The sequence below is a fragment of the Streptomyces virginiae genome, assembly GCF_040638905.1.
Taxonomy (GTDB): Bacteria; Actinomycetota; Actinomycetes; order Streptomycetales; family Streptomycetaceae; genus Streptomyces; species Streptomyces virginiae_B.
Window position 1 is genome coordinate 64014 of the sequence record NZ_JBEZYV010000021.1, and the last position, 17479, is coordinate 81492.

The window sequence follows — 17479 nt, forward strand, 5'->3', positions numbered from 1 at the left end:
CCAGACGGTTTGAACGCACCCGGCCGTCCTGGGACGCGGAGAACGATCAGCGTCCGCCGCCGGGTGATCGGATACGGTCCCCGAGGGGCCGGGAGTGATCGACTTGATCCGGTCCCAGCCGTGCCGCAGAACGGGGGAGAGGGCCTCCCGCAGCGCACTCGGGCGTTCTAGGCTCACCCTTTTGTCGTTTCCGAACACCAACCGGTCGCGGTGGTGCACGAGATGGCGCACTGCGGCGTAGGTGAACGATTCAGCACAGGAGGGCCGGCTCCGTGAAGTACGCCTTCTCCACGCTCGGTCTGCCCGGCACACCACTCGCCCGCAGCGCCGCCCTCGCGGCGGCGCACGGCTTTCACGGCCTCGAGGTGCGCGCCCACCCCGAGGAACCGCTGCACCCCGCCGGCACCGCGGCCGGCCTGCGCCCCCGGCCCCCTGTGGCGGGACGCCGAGAACGAGGTCGCCGTCCTCGAACTGGAGCGCCCCGGCACCCGGCTCCCCCTGCGCGCCCACCCGGACCTCGGCCGCACCACGCTCGTCACCCTCTGGTCAACGCCAAGTGGGCTCCGGCCCGTCAGGGTGCTGTGCGTTCGACGGTGGAGTGCACCCGTACCAGTGCGGGTGACGCGGGGGCCGACGCGAAGCCGAAGCGGACGGGCGGGACGACGGGGGCCGGGGCGCCGAGGTCGGTGCCGTCGAAGGAGGCCCGGGCGGCGGTGATCGGCCACAGGCCGCCTGTCGCGTACCACTGGCGGCATCCAGGGCGCGAACTGCCCCGGGTCCGTACGCCGGCCATCAGACGGGCGGGCACGTCGGTCGCGGCCGCCCACAACGGCCGGCGGGCGAGCGGCCGGGGGACGGCCCGCAGGGCCAAGCCGAGCACTCCCTGCCGCCCGACCCGGAAGCGCAGCTGGAGAGGGCCCGCCGTGACGTCCCACCGGCCCTCACGGATCCGTACGTCCACCGGGTCCGTTCGGACCTCGTCGAAGTGGTAGACGCCGGCGATGTACTCGGCTGTGCGGGTGGTGGGGGCGATCAGCGTGCGCCAGCCGTCGGCGCGCTCCAGCATTACGTCGCTGAACGGCCCGAAGGGCGACAGCGGCCAGTGGCCCACGACCACGCGCGTGCCCGAGCCCGTCCCGACGGCGGCGATCCAGCCGTCGAACGTCAGCCGTTCGCGTCCCACGCCCCACGGGTACCCCGCGACACGGCCGCGCACACTGGAGCTGCTGCATGCGCTGTTCGCGGCGGTTCACAGCCGGCCGAAGCCAAGGCCGTCAGCGCGCGGGGCTTCAGTGGGCCAGCGATGCCCTTCGGTCCACGCAGGCTGGATGCCCGGGGGTGTCGCGCACGGCAAGGAGGAACGCGGCGATGGGGTCCGGTGCGGGCGGGACTTCGGCGCGCAGAATCCGGTAGCCGTCGACTTCGACGCCGTGGACGGTGGGCTGTCGCTGCAGCCCTTCCTGAAGCCGTTCCACCGTGCTGGCCCTCCGACGACATCGCAGGGCGTCGGCACCCGCGGCGACGACTTCGGCGAGCTGGTTGGCGAAGTCCGCGTTGCATCCTCCGAGCCGGACGAAGCCGTGGCCTGCCACCGGCCCGTCGTTGCTCAGGGAGGGGAGGGTCAGGTCTGCGAGCGCGAGCGCCGCCCGAAGGTTGGTGACAGCATCCTCGCCGGCCTGGTAGGCGGCGTCCTGGCGCCGCTTGTACTGGACTCGCTCTGCGTGGGTCATTTCGTACATGCTGCTGACCTTTCGTGACGGGAGTGGAGGGGAGTGGAGGGCAAGGGAGGGGAGGCTCCGGAGCGCGTTGTGCCCTCGGTTCAGCGAGGTGTGGCCTTCCGCCCGGCGCGCCGGGCCCGGATGGGCTCGCGACGGGGCACGGGCGGGTAGACCGTAGGACTGAGTCTGCGTGCGGCCCGTGACCATCGGTTTGGATCTTCGTTTCAAAGGTGCAGGCGAACATCCCTTTGATGTGTGGGAAGGACCGGGTTGGCAAGGGAGTTGGCGACTGCTACCGCCTTTGTTCTCCGCGGTCGCCGCCCTTGGGATGCTCGGCCCTCCGACGGGGGCCCACCGAGTCCTGTGGACCAGACGAGTGAAGAACCCCGAGGCTGTTCCCCTGCCGCCGGCACGACATCGACCGTTGTGGGGGTACCCGGGTGCCACCTCGCCCGTCACGGGAGCCGCAATTCATCGCCCTGGCCGAGAACCGCAGCTCTGACCTGCGTCGCAGCCGGCACCGCCGCATCCGTGGGGCCGTCATGCGCCGTACCCGAATCTGTGACCGCCGGACGGAGGTTGGGCAGCAGTCCTCTTTCCTGCCATGAGGTAGCCGGGCGGGACGCCTTCCGGGCCGCGCCCGCCGGTGGTCGTCCGGCCGAGCGCGGAGGCGGGCAGGTTCCGGTGACGTGGCGAGGACTGGCGCGGCGGCCGCGTGAGGGTGATCTGGCGGACCAGCTGCTGGAAGCAGGCCAGCGCGGCCACGGCTGGAAGGGCGGACGCCGTTCCGGCCGCGATCGTTCTGGGTGCCTGGGCAACGCACAGGAGCGTGGCCAGGGTGGAGAACAGCAGAACAATGGACCAGGAATGCAGGGCGCGGCGCTGGTGCAGCGCGGATCTGAGGATGGAGAGGGAGGCGACCATCCAGGGGCCGTAGATCAGCAGGGGCCACCAGCTGCCCACTTCGCGTGCCGTATGGAGTCCGGCGCTCTGGCGCAGGGTTTCGCAGATGGCCAGGCCGCTGAGGATGCTCACCACGGCGGCGATGACGGCAACCAGCACGGCGGTGAACAGGCTGCCCGTTCGCAGCAGGGTCACGACCGGCGGCTTCGACGGGCTCCGGCGGTGCCCCCTGGAGGTCTGTCCGGGCGGCCGCTCGACGGGGGTGTGCTTCAGCCCGGCGACGAGCCCCATGGCGCTGACCGTGTCAGGCGCGGTGTCGAAGCCGACGCGGTTGAAGGACTCCGGCCCCCGGGGCGAACCGCTCTCCTGGAGGAGGATGGCGAGCTCTTCCGCCGGATCCCACGGACGCTCCTGCTCACCGGGCCCGTCGAACGGCTGCCCGGGGGAGTGGCGCTGCACATGGTCCGGCTGAGGCCAGAAGGCGGTGTCGTCCGGTTGGGGGTGGGGGGCGTGGAGGTCCGGCGATCCGTACGGCTCAAACACGGGAGCTGCCGCCTGCACGTCGGTCGCCTGGCATCGTGGACCGGTCGATGTTCCCCGACCGCCGGTCGAAGTCGATCTGGATCATGCTCATCGTATGGAGGAAGTCCTCAAGGATCGAGGAAGAGTAGCTCAGGTCGACCGCCAGGCTGTCTTGTTCCAACGTCGCGTTCGCGGTCTCGCTGCAGTCGGTCGGACGCGGAGTGAAAGTCCACTTTCCAATCTGAGTGGGCCCGGCCTCTGAGCTGCCTCCCTGTCCGTCTCTTTCCGCGGGCCTGCGGAAGGAGATGGGGAGCTTTGCGGTTGTCATATGCCGTAAACGCCGTTGATGTTGGTCAGGGTGTGGGCCATTCGGGTGGTGGTGGCAGATGATTGCATGTTTCCTGCCGCTCATCGGATCTGCGAATACAACAGGAGAAGCAGTTGCGTCCCGCTGCGCCGCAGTTCAGGGCGCCATGGCGCGGGCCGCAGCGGACCCGAATGCGTCGCCCCGTCGCCCTTGATCGCACGTTCGCCGGCACTCACTGCCGAGCCCTGCCGCCGAATCCACCGGCTTCGCTTGCCTCGCATCAGGCGGTCGCACGCCCCTGCGTGAGCGCGGCATTCGGCCTTGGTGGCTGCTGAGGCGGCTGTCGAACACCTCTCTCGGGACCACCCCCACATCGACCGACCATCATCAAAAACGCTGAGATGCCAAGGCCTGCAGATTGCTGCGCATGGCTGCAATCAGACGGGAGGGCGCAACTCTGCATATGCCTCTGCGTTATGCCCCACGATCGCGGGGCTCCGATCATGTGAGCCCTGGAACCGTGAGCCTTCGAAAGGACCGGCTATGGGGGACATTCTCCTGTGGATCGTGCTGATCTCGACCGCACTGGGCACAGGTTGCACCGCATGGACGTCATCAGGGGCCGGCCGCCTGTGGCGCGTGGACGCCCTTGAGCTGCAGCGTCAGCAACGCTTCAGGCGCGTCCTGGCCTGCCATGTGGACGCTGTCCGGCTGTCGCCCCGGCGAGTGACGGCCTCCGTACCGCGGGGAGGAGAGCCCGCCAGCGCCTCGGCATGCATGTGTGCGGGTCCGCTCCCGGGTGGCAAGGAGCCGGACGACCACTCTTCACGCGAGACCTCTGCGTCGGCATCCCTCCACGCCGTCGGCTGACCCCGCTCGCCGAACCACTTCGTCATGCCGGCGCCGGGAAGAGGTCGGATACCGCCGCATCCGGCAGAAACACCGGCAATTCACACGCGGGCCGCCACCTAAGAAACCCCGGCAATCTGTACATTGCTGGCTTTCGTCGCGATATTGAGGTCGCGTCAAAGCGGTGCGGCTTGTCTAATTCATGTTCGACAGATCTCCGTTCTGCATGCCTGGGTGAATTCGGGAAGTGTCAAAAATAAAAGAATTATCATCTGTGTAGAGATCCCCGTCCGAAATTCGCAAGGGGCTGCCACCCTTCCCCGGAGTGCCTCCCTGGCGGCAAGGTCAGCACTCGCGCCCCGCCCGATCGGGGAGGGGCGTTTCGCAGCCAGCCGACGATGTCGGAGATTGTAGGGTCATATGGATTTTCCACGAGAAGGGTTGCGCGGGCATGGCACCTTACGGTGACCGATCCGATCGCGGCCCGCGGTCGTCCGCCCTGCGCCGTGTCCTGCTTGCAGCGGCACGGCGCGGAAACACTGTGAGGGCGCCGCTGATGCGGGTGGTACGCCGCTTCGCTCAAGGGGGCGGTGGTGGGTACATCGCCTCGAGCTGGATGAAAATATGCTCGGAGCGGGTGCGTGAGGATGAATACAGGGCGGGCTTCTCCCTGTCCTCCCCGCATGCAGCGAGCGCCGCGAGCGACCTCCACGAATGTCCGTGGTGCCTCTCCCTCGGAAATCCCGGTATCGACGGCCGGGCCGACCCTGACGGGCCCTGACGGGTGACGGCGCCTGAGACCCGAGAGAGGCCTGTGGTGCACCGGGCTCAGTGCCAGGCGCTGCCGACGTTCGCGGGCCGGCCCGCTCGAAGGCGAGCTTCGCCTTCGAGCGGGCCGGTGGACAAGCCGACTGGCGGGCGCGGGCCTACTCCTCCCAGGTGACCCTGACCACGGTGTCGTTGGAGTCCGACGGCTCCTCGAGCCTCTCGCCGGCCTTCAGGACACGCTCGGTCCGGCCGATCAGGATCGCGTTGCTGTCCGTCCGGTTCCACCACGCCGAGACGTTCTTGGCCATGTTGCCCCCACCGGGAAGCGGCAGCTGCGCCAGGTCCACGTCATAGCCGGCACCGATTCCGTAACCGGGCCCCTTCCGGTTGTAGTCCCGGTACAGGCCGAGCGTCTTGGGCGGACACTCCGCACCGTCAGGGGTGATCGCGACGACGCCGGCGGGCAGCTGAGTGCTCATGGCTCTCTCCGTTCCTCGAGCCAGCCGGTGTCTCCGGCTGGGCAGGTGGCGACAACGTTCCACAGCCCGACCGCACCGGCGGCATCCATCCGGAGCCTGATCGTTCCTGCAATGAACATGACCACCCGTACGGTCCAGTCATCAGCCCGGCACGGCGGGACGCGGGTCCGCCGGGCCGACGCCGGCGGACCTCAGAGCCCTGCCCCCTCCTCCGGCGCGGCGTCCTCGGCCTCCCAGCGGAGCAGGTCGCCCGGCTGGCACTCCAGGACCTCGCAGAGGGCGGCGAGCGTCGCGAAGCGCACTGCCTTGGCGCGGCCGTTCTTGAGTACCGCCAGGTTCGCCGGGGTGATCCCCACCCGGTCCGCGAGCTCGCCCACGGACATCTTCCGCCTGGCCAGCATCACGTCGATGTCGACGGCGATGGGCATCAGATCACCTCGTCCAGCTCGGCCCGCATCTGCGCCGCTTCGCCGTCGCGCGCGACGGCCTGGGCGAGCAGCATCCGCAGGACCAGCACGATGAGGGCGACCCCCAGGATGGCCAGGCCGATCCCGCCCATGATCACGGTGACGCCCGGGTCCTCCCGCTGGCCGGGGGCGTTGACGGCTGTGACCGCGAACCACAACAGCGCGGCCGCCGTGATCGCCCAGATCACGCCGTCCACGTAGCGGAACGCCGCGTGCGAGAACACGGTTCCGCGTCGCACCATCGTCACCAGCCGCCATACGCAGACCAGGGCGACCTGGGCCGACACCATGCCCAGGATGGTGATCACGCGCAGCGGGGTCAGCGGGAGCGACCCGTCCTCCGGGTCGTGTCCCAACGCCCACACCATGGAGGCCTGTACGAACACGGTGCCGGCGAGCACCACCGTGAGAACGGCGCGCAGCGCGCGCACTGTCAGTTTCCCCATGACCCGTCCCTCCATCGACTTGCGATGGAAATCTATCGACTAACGATAGGCCGGACAAGGGGTTGGGGTGACGGGCCGCGGTCCGGCCGGACGGCCGCACGGTGGTGACGAGGGCAATCGCCGTCCCCCTTCCGCTCCGACTCGCTGACGGCTGGGTGTTCAGCCCCGACAACCACCGCCCCACCGTCCTCACCGGCCGGCTGGTCCGATCGGTCGGATCTGCTGGTGGTTCGCGCCGTGACGCTCCGGGCGGCCGCGGACCCGAGGCTATGAATGGGTCGCTTCACCGTCCACGAGCGTCAATCCCAGGAGCCAGTTGATGCGCCCCATCAGAGCAGCCTCTCTCGGCACGACCACCGCCCTGGTCGCCCTCCTCGCCTGTGCCCCCGTCGTGTCGGCCGCGGCGGACACCGACCCCGCCCCCAAGAAGGACCGGGACCGGGTCATCGTCCTCACCGGTCGGCTCGCCGAGCAGTCGCGCTTCCCCGTCAACCCCGGCGGCGCCCCCGCCCAGGGTGACCGGACCGTCTTCCGCTCGGTCCTCTTCGACCAGGACGGCAAGGAGGTCGGCGAGACCGGCGGTACCTGCACCACCACCCGGGTCGCCAACGGGGGAGCGGAGGAGTGCGTCGTGACGTACGTCCTGCCGGGCGGGCAGCTCACCGTGCAGGGGATGGTTTTCGGGCACCTCGTCCCGGGTCCTCCGCCGTCGTTCGACAACGCGATCACCGGCGGCACGGGCAAGTTCGACCGGGCCCGGGGCTCGGTCCACGCGGACACCATCGCCACGGGCACGAGGCGCTTCACCATCGACCTCGAGCGCTGACCCCACCCCGACCCGGCCGGTCAGCGGGCCCTCCTTATGCGCCCGCTCACGGGTGTGGGATGAGCGCGATGATCAACTTTGAGTCACGCGGGCGTAGGGGTAACGGGTGAGTGGCAAGTGTTGCGCGAAGTCATGACTCCCAGTCTCCCGACCCTACTTGCAGGCCCCCTTGCAGACGACCTGCCGAGGCATGACCGGCGCTCGGCGGCCGCGCTGCCGTCACGCGGGCGCCGTCGCCCGCTGACAGCACAGGGCGCCCCGTCGCTCCGGCAGACCTGCTGCGCGGTGACGGTGACGGCGAACGGGCCGTGCGGCATCAGCGCGGAAGGCGACGGGGAACGGGGCGCCCTGGGAGGCGTCGGGGTGTCAGTTGTTGGAGCCGACGGTGTTGTCGTGCCCGGCGTTGAAGACGTCGTCACCGGCGACCTGGGACCAGTCGCCGAAGACGATGGTGAATGACGGCTGCGGCTGGTAGTCCACGGTCACGTCGGCGCTCGCGGCACCGGCGGTACCGAAGGCGACGGCGCCGGCGGCAAGGGCGGTCAGAAGGAAGCGCATGCTGCACCTCTCTGCGGAAGGGCAAGGGAACGCCCACGCTAAAGACCCCCGGACCACTGATGGTTCCTGACCGTCCGATGCGGCCCCGAGCCTCATCGGCGCCCCCACCGGCACCCGAGCCGTACGGCACGGCCGGCGCGGTGCGGCGCACCGGTCCGCGGATCACCGCCCCGGTTGCACCTGCTGCAGGCGGGACACCGCGTGCTCCTGACCGGCCGTGCCCTCGCGAATGGTCTGCGCCCGGTCCATGACCGCCCAGCCCGCCCGGCCTTCCGCATTCACCTCGTCGCGCGCGTCACGCACGCCGTAGTGCCTGTAGAGCTCCGCTTCCTCCGACACGGACAGGACGCTTCCACAGTCCAGGGCCGCACAGGGAGCGTGCTCGATCATCGTCACCGGATACGGGACGACCAGGCGCCCGTTCTGCAGGTCCGCCTGTCGCAACGGGACGAACACCCCGCCCAGTCCGGACGCCCGATCGATGATCCGCACCCACTCGGGCCTGCCGGTGGTGTCGTCCACCAGGATGTACTCCACCAGCCCCAGGCGCTGCCCCTGGTCCGTGAAAGCCGTGGAACCTTCCATGGCCGCGATCTGCTCCTGCGTGATCACTGATGCTCCTCACCCCTGCCGCGTGCTCTGTCGTCCCGCGGCTACCCAGCCGGGCCGAGGTGAAGCACGCACGAGGCGGCGCGGCCCTTCCTCTCTCGCTGGGGGGCGTTCCCGTGGTCGGCGGACACGCGGCCGGGCCCCGACCCAGGGGGAGGGGTCGGGGCCCGGCCGAGTCGATGCGACGGTTCGCGGCGGACCGCTGACCGCTGACCGCTGACCGCTGACCGCGGTCAGCGGCGGAAGGCGTCCTTGACGTCTTCCTTGGCGTGGCGGGTCTTGCCCTTGGCCTGCTCGGCCTGTCCCTCCGCGGTCATGCGCTCGTTGCCGACGGCTCGGCCGACGGTCTCCTTGGCCTTGCCCTTCGCCTGCTCGGCGTGGGCCTTGCTCTTCTCAGTGCCCGACATCGGGGACCTCCTCGTTGTTGTACCGGCTTGGTCGTGAACGCTCTCCTGCTCCCGATCGCCGCCCGTAAACCCCGCCGCATCGGGCCACCGGCATGTTCTCGTGCCGCCGCGGGCCCGCAGTGGCGTCCGGCGTCCGGACGGGCTACTCCGCCGGGTGAGGGCGGCCGGTGGCTTCGATACTGGCCGCCGGACCCCCCGACGGCGGGGCGTGCTGACGAAGGAGTACCGGCATGAACTCACCAATGGCCGCGGAGACCGGGTGCCAGCTGATGAAGCGCCTCGCGAAGGACCTCAAGGAGAGCATCAAGAAGGGCGAGAAGCACGCGGACGAGGTCGAGGGAAGGATCGCCCAACTGGAGGCGCAGGCGAATCCGGACCAAGGCCAGATCACCGCCTTGAAGCAGACGCTGGAAGTGATCAGGAAGAAGATCGAGGACGAGCGCACGTCGCTGTCGGATCTGGAGGACGTGATCAGCGAGAACTGCTGAGCCGCCCTCCGGATCGCCGGGCGCAGCGGACGCAGGTGGTGGCCGCCGGGCGGATCTCCAGGCGTTCGGGCGCGATGGTGCCGCCGCAGCCCTCGCAGCACCCGTACTGCCCGCGTTCGAGTCGGTGCAGTGCCCGGTCCAGTTCTTCGAGGTGTTCGCGCGCCTGGGCCATCAGGGCGGCCACGTGAGCCCGCTCGAAGGCGGTGGTGCCGCCCTCGGGGTCGTGCTCGTCATCGACCGCGACCAGCGCGTTGGCCGCGACGATACCGTCGAAGTCGCGGCTCAGCGCGGCCGCCCGCGCGAGGGTGTCGGCGCGGTCGGCCGCGAGTCGGGCGCGGACGGCCGAGGAGGCGGACGGGTCGGGCTCGTCATGGCCGTACCGGGATGCATCACCCATGCTGCGACAACGCCGATCCACGCTGCCCCATTCCCCCGCGCCCGGCCACGCCGCCCGGTCGCTCGTGGTGCAGCCCCCGGCCACGTCTGGCGCCAGGGGGGAGTCCTCGTGACGGACGAGCCGTGCTCGGCCGGTGGATCGAGGCCGAGGAGCCAGGCTTTCGGCGGCGTTCGCCTCGCAGTGGCCGACCGTGTCCGCGACCGACTCCGACACCACGATCAAGGCCGCGCAGTGCACCACTGCGGAGATGTCCGGGTGCTCCGAGAAGATGCGGTCGATCAGCGCGCCGCCCGCGATGAGGTGAACTCCCTGCGCCCGCGTACGAGGTCGAGGCTTCCCGGTCGTTCAAGCCCCAGCGGACGACCGCACCCCGGGCCAGCGGTGCACAACGCGACCGACCGGGGTGCCACCCCGCCCGTCCCGGCGGGTGCGAGTGAACGGTTCACGACGATGGGGCCACAGCCTCCAGGCTGTGGCCCCATCGGTGCGACTGCGGCGGGATGCCGGCGCGTCGCTCAGGCGTGGCGGTGATGGTGCTTGTTGCCGGTGAGCAGACGGTAGACGGCGAGAAGGAGGACGGAGCCGATGATGGCCGCGATCCAGGTGGAGAGGTCGAAGAAGCCGTCGATGGAGTCGACGCCGAAGATGACCTTCCCGAGCCAGCCGCCGAGCAGGCCGCCCGCGATGCCGATGAGCATCGTGATGATGATTCCGCCCGGGTCCTTGCCCGGCATGAGTGCCTTGGCGATGAAGCCCGCGAGCAGTCCGATCAGGATCCAGGCAATGATGCCCATGCGCTTCTCCAACCTCGTGAAGTGAGCCGGTGTTGACGCTCGTCTTCACCGTTCCGAGGTTTCCAAACGTCCGGATCCTTTGATCAACGCCTGCGGAGGCCGTCCACCGTGGTCAGGAGACGACGAGGTTCGGCACTTTCGAAGCCTGGGGTGCGGCCCAGGCCCTTGCCCCGGCCCGGTCCGCCACACACAGACCGTGCCGCCGCGAACGGTCGGGCGAATCCGACCGTCGCGGCTTCGCCCAGCCGCCCTCCGATCCGCTCGGGCTGGCAGTATGCAGTGGGGGCGAGGCTCCCTTGATCGTGTGTCAGTCGAGTCGGAGGAACGAAAACGCATGCGCTATCTCCCGCTGGGCAGTTCAGGTCTGCAGGTGTCCGCCGTCGGCCTCGGCTGCAACAACTTCGGCGGCCGTCTCGACGCCCAGGCCACCCGGTCCGTCGTCGACGCCGCCCTGGAGGCGGGCGTCACCCTGCTCGACACCGCCGACATCTACGGCGGCGGTGGCGGCTCGGAGCGGTACCTCGGGCAGGCCCTGAAGGGCCGGCGCGACCAGGTCGTCCTCGCCACCAAGTTCGGCTACGACGGCGTCGACATGAAGTACGGGCCCGCCGCCGGCTCCCGCGGCAGCCGCGCCTACATCCGGCGCGCCGTCGAGGAGTCCCTGCGCCGGCTCGAAACCGACCACATAGACCTGCTCCAGCTGCACAGCCACGACCCGGCCACCCCCGTCGCGGAGACGCTGGCCGCGCTCACCGAGCTCGTCGCCGAGGGCAAGGTCCGCTACATCGGGCACTCCAACTTCACCGGCTGGCAGCTGGCCGAAGCCGCACACGTCGCCCGCGAGACGGGCGCCGTCCCCTTCGTGTCCGCGCAGAACGAGTGGTCGCTGCTGGAGCGGTCGGCCGAGCGCGAGCTGGTCCCGGCCGCCCGGCACTACGGCGTCGGTGTACTCCCGTACTACCCGCTCGCCAACGGCCTGCTGACCGGCAAGATCCGCCGGGGCGCTCCCGTCCCGGCCGGCTCCCGCCTCGAGGGCAGGAGCTCCTACCTCACCGAGGAGCGCCTCGACGTGGTCGAGGCGCTGGCCGCGATCGCCGAGAAGCACGACCGCACCGTCCTCGAACTGGCCATCGGCTGGCTCTCGGCCCAGCCCGGCTGCGCCTCCGTCATCGCCGGCGCCACATCCGCCGAGCAGATCCGCGCGAACGCGGCCGCCGGCGAACGCCCCCTGGGCGCGGAGCTGCTCGCCGAGATCGACGCGATCGCGCCGGGCGTCCCGGCGTAGGGGCCGCAAACGCCGACGAGCGCTCCCCGCACCCCCGCAGGGGCATGAGGAGCGCTCGTGGCGCGCGCACTCGGGCCGGCGAGCCGACCCGTCCGCCGCCTCAGGACACGATGTCCTTGCGGGAGAAGCCGCGGAAGGCCAGGGCGAAGAGCACCAGCGCGTACGACACCGACACCACCGCCCCCTTCACCATCCCGCCCCACTCCAGCTGGGGCTGCAAGGCGTCCGCCCACGCGAACTGCCAGTGCGCCGGCAGGAAGTCGCGCCACGAGCCGAGCGCAGTCACCGCGTCCAGCACGTTGCCGACGATCGTCAGGCCGACCGCGCCCCCCACCGCGCCCAGCGGTGCGTCCGTCCGCGTGGACAGCCAGAACGCCAGCCCCGCCGTGACCAGCTGCGAGACGAAGACGAAGGCCACCGCCAGCGCGAGCCGCGGCACCGTGTCGCCGGCCGCCAGCGCGCCGCCCGCCGGGAGTTTCAGCGGCCCCCACCCGTAGGCCACCGTGCCAGCCGCCAGCGCCACCACCGGCAGCAGCACCATCGCCGCCAGGCTGAAGCCCAGCGCCACCACCAGCTTGCTCCACAGCAGCCGCGCCCGCGGCACCGGTGACGCCAGCAGATAGCGCAGCGAGGACCAGCTCGCCTCCGACGCCACGGTGTCCCCGCAGAACAGCGCCACCGGCACCACCAGCAGGAAACCGGCCGACACGAACAGACAGGTCGCGGCGAAGTTCGCGCCCGAGGCCGTGGCCGTGTCGATCAGGGTGATCCGGCCGTTCCCGCCACCCCTGCGGTCAGGGCCACCGCCCACCGCGAACGCGATGATCATGATGAAGGGCAGTGCGGCCAGCACCCCGCCCATCACCAGCGTCCGCCGCCGGCGCCACTGCCGCAGCGCCTCCACGCGCAGCGGCAGCGTACGGCTCGCCCGGTAGCCGGGCGCCACCTCCCGCGCCGTCGTCGCCGTACTCACGCCGCACCTCCGATCAGGGTGAGGAACGCGTCCTCCAGCCTCCGGTGCGGCCCCACTCCGGTCACCGGAACCTCCAGCCGCACGAGTTCGGCGATCAGCCCGGCGGCCGTCGCGCCTTCGAGCCGTACGAGCAGTCCGTCGTCCACGGCCACCACGGACCCCACCCCTTCCAGTGCCGCCACCTTCTCGACGGCCACCTCGTCCACCGGCTCGGCCAGGGTCACCAGCAGGGTGTCCCCGCCGCCGGTGATCTCGGCGACCTCGCCCGCCGCCACCCGCTGCCCGCGGTCCATGACCACCAGGTGCGTGCACGACTGCTCCACCTCCGACAGCAGGTGGCTGGAGACGATGACGGTCCGCCCGCCGGCCGCGTAGCGGATCATCACGTCCCGCATCTCGCGGATCTGCGGCGGGTCCAGACCGTTCGTCGGCTCGTCCAGGATCAGCAGGTCGGGCATCCCCAGCATCGCCTGCGCGATCGCGAGCCGCTGCCGCATGCCCTGCGAGTACGTACGCACCGCGCGCTCCAGCGCGTCGCCGAGCCCCGCGATCTCCAGGGCCTCCGCCATGTGCGCGTCCTCCGCCGGGCGGCCGGTGGCCTGCCAGTACAGCTCCAGGTTGGCGCGGCCCGTCAGGTGCGGCAGGAAGCCCGCACCCTCCACGAAGGCCCCGACCCGCGACAGGACCGGAGCCCCGGCCCGTACCGCGTGCCCGAACACCCGGATCTCACCGGCGTCCGGCGAGATCAGCCCCATCAGCATGCGCAGCGTGGTGGTCTTCCCGGCGCCGTTGGGCCCGAGCAGCCCCAGCACCTGCCCCTTCTCCACCCGGAACGACAGGTCCCGTACGGCGTACCGGTCCTGCGCCTTCGCGTACCGCTTCGTCAGTCCCGTGATCTCAAGCGGTACGTCGGCCAGCGCCGGGTCCGGCTGCGGTACGCCGGCCCGTGCCCGCGCGCCGCTCCTGCCCGGCCCGCGCAGCCCCAGCAACGCGGCCGCGAGTACCGCCGCGCCCAGCGGCAGCCCCCAGGTCCAGGCGGGCAGCCCCGCCGTGGCGGTCCGCACGCGCGGGGCGACGGGCACCGCCAGGGGGCCTTCCACCGCGACCGTGTAGGCGGCCGACGCGGCCGGGCTCGCGTAGCCCAGGTCCGTGGCGGCGACCACGAGGCGCAGGCGGTGTCCGGCCGCGACGGAATGGTCGATCGCGGGCAGCCTCAGCCGTACGGTTGCACCCTGTTGCGCGTTCTCCACCCGCAGCGGGGCGACCAGCTGGGAGGGCAGCACCTGCTGCCGCCCGTCGGGCCCGACGTCGTACACCTTGCCGAACAGCGCGGCCGAACCGTCCGCAGCCGTCGACCTCACCTTCAGGGTTACGGTCGGGGTCCCGGTGATCCGGAGGTCCTCGGCCAGCGGCGCCGACTCGAAGCGGGCGTTCTGCCCGGGGAAGTCCAGCGAGAGCCCGGCCCCGAAGGAGGCCAGCTGCCCGCCGACACCGGGCAGGGAGGACAGCGCGGGAGGTGCGCCGCCCGCCGGGTTGACGAAGGTCTGCTCGCGTCCCGTCAGGGCGAACTCCCGCGGGGCGGAGGCCAGCCCGGGGTAGCGCTCGCCGCTCGCCCCGCGCAGAATCACCTCGCCGTCGGTGGAGTCGATCCCGCCGGAGCGCGAGACCCGGAAGACCGGGCCGGTGTCCGCGCCCTCGTCGCCCTTGAGGTGGCGGTCGAACCAGGCGGCCACGCGGGCCTGAACCCGGTCCGCCTCGCGCATGCCGCCGTCGTGTCCGCCGGCCGCCCAGTCCACCGACACGGGCGCGCCGTTGGCCGCGATGGCCGCGGCCATCGCATCGGCCTGGTCCAGCGGGAAGAGGGAGTCGTCCTGGCCCTGCACGATGAGCGCCGGCACCTTGATCCGGTCGGCGACCGCCGACGGACTGCGCTGTTCCAGCAGGGTGCGGGCCTCGGCATCGGGCTTCCCGGCCACGGCGACGCGTTCGTACATCGCGCACAGCTCGGGGGTGAACTTCCCGCAGCCGGCACCGGCCGGGGCGGCGTCCTGCGGACCTGACGCGGCCCCCGTCGAGGACCCGGCGCCGGTCTCCGGCCGTCCGGTCCCCGCCTCGGGGCGTCCGGTCCCGGTGTTCGGCGATGTGTCCTGGGGCGCGGTCCCGGCCTGCTGCATCCCGCCGGCCGAGCCGGTGGTGAAGAAGATGCCGGACCACAGCTTCTTGAAGACGCCGCCCGGGAAGAGGGAGTCCGCGAGGTTCCAGTACGCGATCTCCGGGGCGATCGCGTCGACGCGACGGTCGTGACCGGCCGCCAGCAGCGAGACAGCCCCGCCGTAGGAGGCTCCGGACACGCCGACGCGCGGGTCGCCGTCCGCGTCGAGGCGCACCTCGGGCCGGGCCGCGAGCCAGTCGACGAGCCGGGAGACGTCCTTGACCTCGTGCTCGGGGTCGTTCAGCCCGATCCGGCCGCCGGAGCGGCCGAAGCCGCGCGCAGACCAGGTCATGACGGCGTAGCCGTCGCGCGCCAGACGTTCGGCCTGTTCACGGACGTCGTCCTTGCTGCCCCCGAAGCCGTGCCCGAGGAGTACGGCGGGACGTTTCGCCCCACCGCCCTCCCCGTCGCCCGCGACGAAGTAGGAGGTGTCGATGTCGGCGCCGGGCATGTTCAGGACCTGGTCCCGGCGGTGCACGGCGGGCGCGTCGCCGGACGCGGACGAGGCCGTCCACGTACCGGCCCCCGCCACGACGGCCAGCGCGGCGGCGCCCGCGAGCAGGCGGTCTCGGCGGCGCCGGGGCATACGGAGCTTCATACGGGCACCCTAAGGGCCCGTCGGCCGGCCTCCGAGCACCCACAGGCGGAACTCCCGACCTTCTCAGGTACCAGGCCGCCGCCCGCGCGTACCGCACCCGCGGTACGAGTGCCCCACCCGTCCACCGCACCGGCGGTACGGGCGTCCGACCTGCGCGGCGCCCCGTACAGCGGGAGGATGGCCGCATGCTGCTGGCCGAGGTCGCCCGTGTGTCCCGGGAAGTCGCCGCCACTTCCGCCCGGTCCCGCAAGACCGCGCTGCTCGCGGAACTGTTCGCCGCGGCTGCCCCCGAGGAGGCCGGGCTGGTCATCTCCTACCTCTCCGGACGCCTCCCGCAGGGCCGTCCCGGCATCGGCTGGCGCACTCTGGGCCAGGAGATCGCACCGGCACCCGAGCCCACCCTCACCGTCCGCGACGTCGACGCGGCGGTGAGCGGACTCGTCGCGGAGGCCGGCGCCGGGTCCGCCGCCCGGCGCAGCGGGATCGTCGCCGGCCTGCTCGGCGCGGCCACCGGGGCCGAGCAGGCCTTCTTGCGCAGCCTGCTGTCCGGCGAGGTACGCCAGGGCGCCCTCGACGCGGTGGCCCTGGACGGCGTGGCCGCGGCCGCCGGAGTACCCGCCGCCGAGCTGCGCCGCGCGGTGATGCTGGACGGCTCCCTGCCGCGGGTGGCCGAGGCGGTGCTGGCCGACGGCCCCGCGGCGCTGCGCGCCGTGACCCTTCGGGTGGGGCGGCCCGTACAGCCGATGCTGGCGGGTACGGCCCCATCGGTCACCGAGGCACTGGCGGCGCTCGGCCCGTGCGCGCTGGAGGAGAAGCTCGACGGGATCCGCGTACAGGTCCACCGAGAGGGGGACGACGTACGGGTCTACACGCGCTCTCTCGACGAGATCACCGGGCGGCTGCCGGAAGTGGCGGACCTCGCCCGCGCGCTGCCGGGGGAGCGGTTCATCCTCGACGGGGAGGTCATCGGGCAGACGGCGGACGGCCGCCCCGTCCCCTTCCAGGAGATCGCGAGCCGGGTCGGCTCCCGGGTGGACGTGGACGCCGCCCGGCGGACGCTCCCGGTGGTCCCCTACTTCTTCGACGTCCTGGCCGTCGGCGACGACGTCCTCCTCGACCTCCCGGTCCGCGAGCGGTACGCGGCCCTCGCCGCCCTCGTGCCCGAGAGCGCCCGGGTCGGCCGCCTGGAGGTTCGGGACCCGGCGGCGCAGGAGGCCGAGGCGGTGCAGTTCTGGGCCGAGACCCTGCGCCGCGGTCACGAGGGCGTGGTGGTCAAGGGCCTGGAATCGGCCTACGCGGCCGGCCGGCGCGGCAAGCACTGGCTGAAGGTGAAACCGGTGCACACCCTGGACCTGGTCGTGCTCGCCGCCGAATGGGGCCACGGGCGGCGCACGGGACTGCTCTCGAACCTTCACTTGGGGGCGCGGGCCGCCGACGGCACCTACGCCATGCTCGGCAAGACCTTCAAGGGCCTCACGGACGAGATGCTGCGCTGGCAGACGGAGGCGCTGCGCGCGCTCGCCACCTCGGACGACGGGTTCACCGTACGGGTCCGGCCCGAACTGGTGGTGGAGATCGCCTACGACGGCCTGCAGCGCTCGACGCGCTATCCGGCCGGAGTGGCCCTGCGCTTCGCGCGGGTGGTGAGGCACCGCCCGGACAAGGCGGCGGAGCAGGCCGACACCGTCGAGACGGTCCTGGCCCAGGGGAACGCCCTCTGAGGGCAGCCGGCGAAGGGCCGGCGGCCGGTGGAGAGCGGACCACGGAACCGTCATAGGGCCGCGATAGACCGGCGGTGCAGGGTGGCTGTCCACGTGCCGGCCCGTGACGGCAGGCACGCACCACGACGGCCCGCTCCGTCCTTTCCGCCGAC

General features: G+C 71.6%; 17 protein-coding genes. 4 read left to right on the plus strand and 13 right to left on the minus strand.

Annotated features, from left to right (window positions below; all coding sequences use genetic code 11):
• Nucleotides 1-571: 571 nt before the first annotated feature.
• The 6 genes from AB0F82_RS25515 to AB0F82_RS25540 form a co-directional block, all read right to left on the minus strand.
• Nucleotides 572-1183: a hypothetical protein gene (locus AB0F82_RS25515; RefSeq protein WP_362631561.1), complete on the minus strand. Its 612-nt coding sequence runs from the start codon at nt 1181-1183 to the stop codon at nt 572-574.
• Nucleotides 1184-1289: 106 nt separating this feature from the next.
• Nucleotides 1290-1730 carry a hypothetical protein gene (locus AB0F82_RS25520; RefSeq protein WP_362631563.1) on the minus strand — a complete coding sequence of 147 codons (441 nt, stop codon included), beginning with the start codon at nt 1728-1730 and terminating at the stop codon, nt 1290-1292.
• A 528-nt stretch (nt 1731-2258) separates the two neighbouring features.
• Entirely contained in the window at nt 2259-3164 is a 906-nt protein-coding gene (locus AB0F82_RS25525) for a DUF2637 domain-containing protein (RefSeq protein WP_362631565.1), read from the minus strand.
• A gap of 2061 nt (nt 3165-5225) precedes the next feature.
• Nucleotides 5226-5546 (minus strand): peptidase inhibitor family I36 protein, encoded by a 321-nt coding sequence (locus AB0F82_RS25530; protein WP_356814948.1) that lies wholly within the window; start codon nt 5544-5546, stop codon nt 5226-5228.
• A gap of 191 nt (nt 5547-5737) precedes the next feature.
• Complete coding sequence (locus AB0F82_RS25535) at nt 5738-5974, minus strand: helix-turn-helix domain-containing protein (RefSeq protein ID WP_362631567.1); 237 nt, start codon at nt 5972-5974, stop codon at nt 5738-5740.
• Nucleotides 5974-6459, minus strand: coding sequence for a DUF2975 domain-containing protein (locus AB0F82_RS25540; protein WP_362631569.1), 486 nt, complete (start codon nt 6457-6459; stop codon nt 5974-5976). Before AB0F82_RS25540 ends, AB0F82_RS25535 begins: the two co-directional genes overlap by 1 nt.
• A gap of 319 nt (nt 6460-6778) precedes the next feature.
• Between AB0F82_RS25540 and AB0F82_RS25545 the strand changes: the two genes are divergently transcribed.
• Nucleotides 6779-7285 (plus strand): allene oxide cyclase barrel-like domain-containing protein, encoded by a 507-nt coding sequence (locus AB0F82_RS25545; protein ID WP_362631571.1) that lies wholly within the window; start codon nt 6779-6781, stop codon nt 7283-7285.
• A gap of 366 nt (nt 7286-7651) precedes the next feature.
• Here AB0F82_RS25545 and AB0F82_RS25550 read toward each other — a convergent pair whose 3' ends face one another.
• From AB0F82_RS25550 to AB0F82_RS25560, 3 genes are all read right to left on the minus strand, one after another.
• On the minus strand, nt 7652-7843 hold the full coding sequence (locus tag AB0F82_RS25550; RefSeq protein WP_362631573.1) for a hypothetical protein: 192 nt from the start codon (nt 7841-7843) through the stop codon (nt 7652-7654).
• A gap of 162 nt (nt 7844-8005) precedes the next feature.
• The gene (locus tag AB0F82_RS25555; RefSeq protein WP_362631575.1) at nt 8006-8455 is read right to left on the minus strand and encodes a PRC-barrel domain-containing protein; all 450 of its coding nucleotides are present in this window, start codon (nt 8453-8455) and stop codon (nt 8006-8008) included.
• Between the two features lie 230 nt (nt 8456-8685).
• A complete protein-coding gene (locus AB0F82_RS25560) occupies nt 8686-8859 on the minus strand; it encodes a CsbD family protein (RefSeq protein WP_356814953.1) in 174 nt (57 codons plus the stop codon).
• A gap of 230 nt (nt 8860-9089) precedes the next feature.
• Between AB0F82_RS25560 and AB0F82_RS25565 the strand changes: the two genes are divergently transcribed.
• The gene (locus AB0F82_RS25565; protein WP_356814954.1) at nt 9090-9347 is read left to right on the plus strand and encodes a hypothetical protein; all 258 of its coding nucleotides are present in this window, start codon (nt 9090-9092) and stop codon (nt 9345-9347) included.
• Here AB0F82_RS25565 and AB0F82_RS25570 read toward each other — a convergent pair.
• Complete coding sequence (locus AB0F82_RS25570; protein WP_362631578.1) at nt 9331-9744, minus strand: TraR/DksA family transcriptional regulator; 414 nt, start codon at nt 9742-9744, stop codon at nt 9331-9333. The genes AB0F82_RS25565 and AB0F82_RS25570 overlap by 17 nt on opposite strands.
• Nucleotides 9745-10259: 515 nt before the next feature.
• Nucleotides 10260-10538 carry a GlsB/YeaQ/YmgE family stress response membrane protein gene (locus AB0F82_RS25575; RefSeq protein WP_356814956.1) on the minus strand — a complete coding sequence of 93 codons (279 nt, stop codon included), beginning with the start codon at nt 10536-10538 and terminating at the stop codon, nt 10260-10262.
• Between the two features lie 334 nt (nt 10539-10872).
• Between AB0F82_RS25575 and AB0F82_RS25580 the strand changes: the two genes are divergently transcribed.
• Entirely contained in the window at nt 10873-11823 is a 951-nt protein-coding gene (locus AB0F82_RS25580; RefSeq protein ID WP_362631581.1) for an aldo/keto reductase, read from the plus strand.
• A 100-nt stretch (nt 11824-11923) separates the two neighbouring features.
• On the opposite strand, the gene AB0F82_RS25585 is transcribed toward AB0F82_RS25580, so the two are convergent.
• Together AB0F82_RS25585 and AB0F82_RS25590 are read right to left on the minus strand one after the other, a co-directional pair.
• Nucleotides 11924-12796 carry an ABC transporter permease gene (locus tag AB0F82_RS25585; protein WP_362631583.1) on the minus strand — a complete coding sequence of 291 codons (873 nt, stop codon included), beginning with the start codon at nt 12794-12796 and terminating at the stop codon, nt 11924-11926.
• The gene (locus AB0F82_RS25590) at nt 12793-15606 is read right to left on the minus strand and encodes an alpha/beta fold hydrolase (protein WP_362631585.1); all 2814 of its coding nucleotides are present in this window, start codon (nt 15604-15606) and stop codon (nt 12793-12795) included. The genes AB0F82_RS25585 and AB0F82_RS25590 overlap by 4 nt, the downstream gene beginning before the upstream one ends.
• 185 nt (nt 15607-15791) lie before the next feature.
• Between AB0F82_RS25590 and AB0F82_RS25595 the strand changes: the two genes are divergently transcribed.
• Nucleotides 15792-17327, plus strand: a complete 1536-nt coding sequence (locus AB0F82_RS25595) for an ATP-dependent DNA ligase (protein WP_362631587.1) — start codon at nt 15792-15794, stop codon at nt 17325-17327.
• Nucleotides 17328-17479 lie beyond the last annotated feature (152 nt).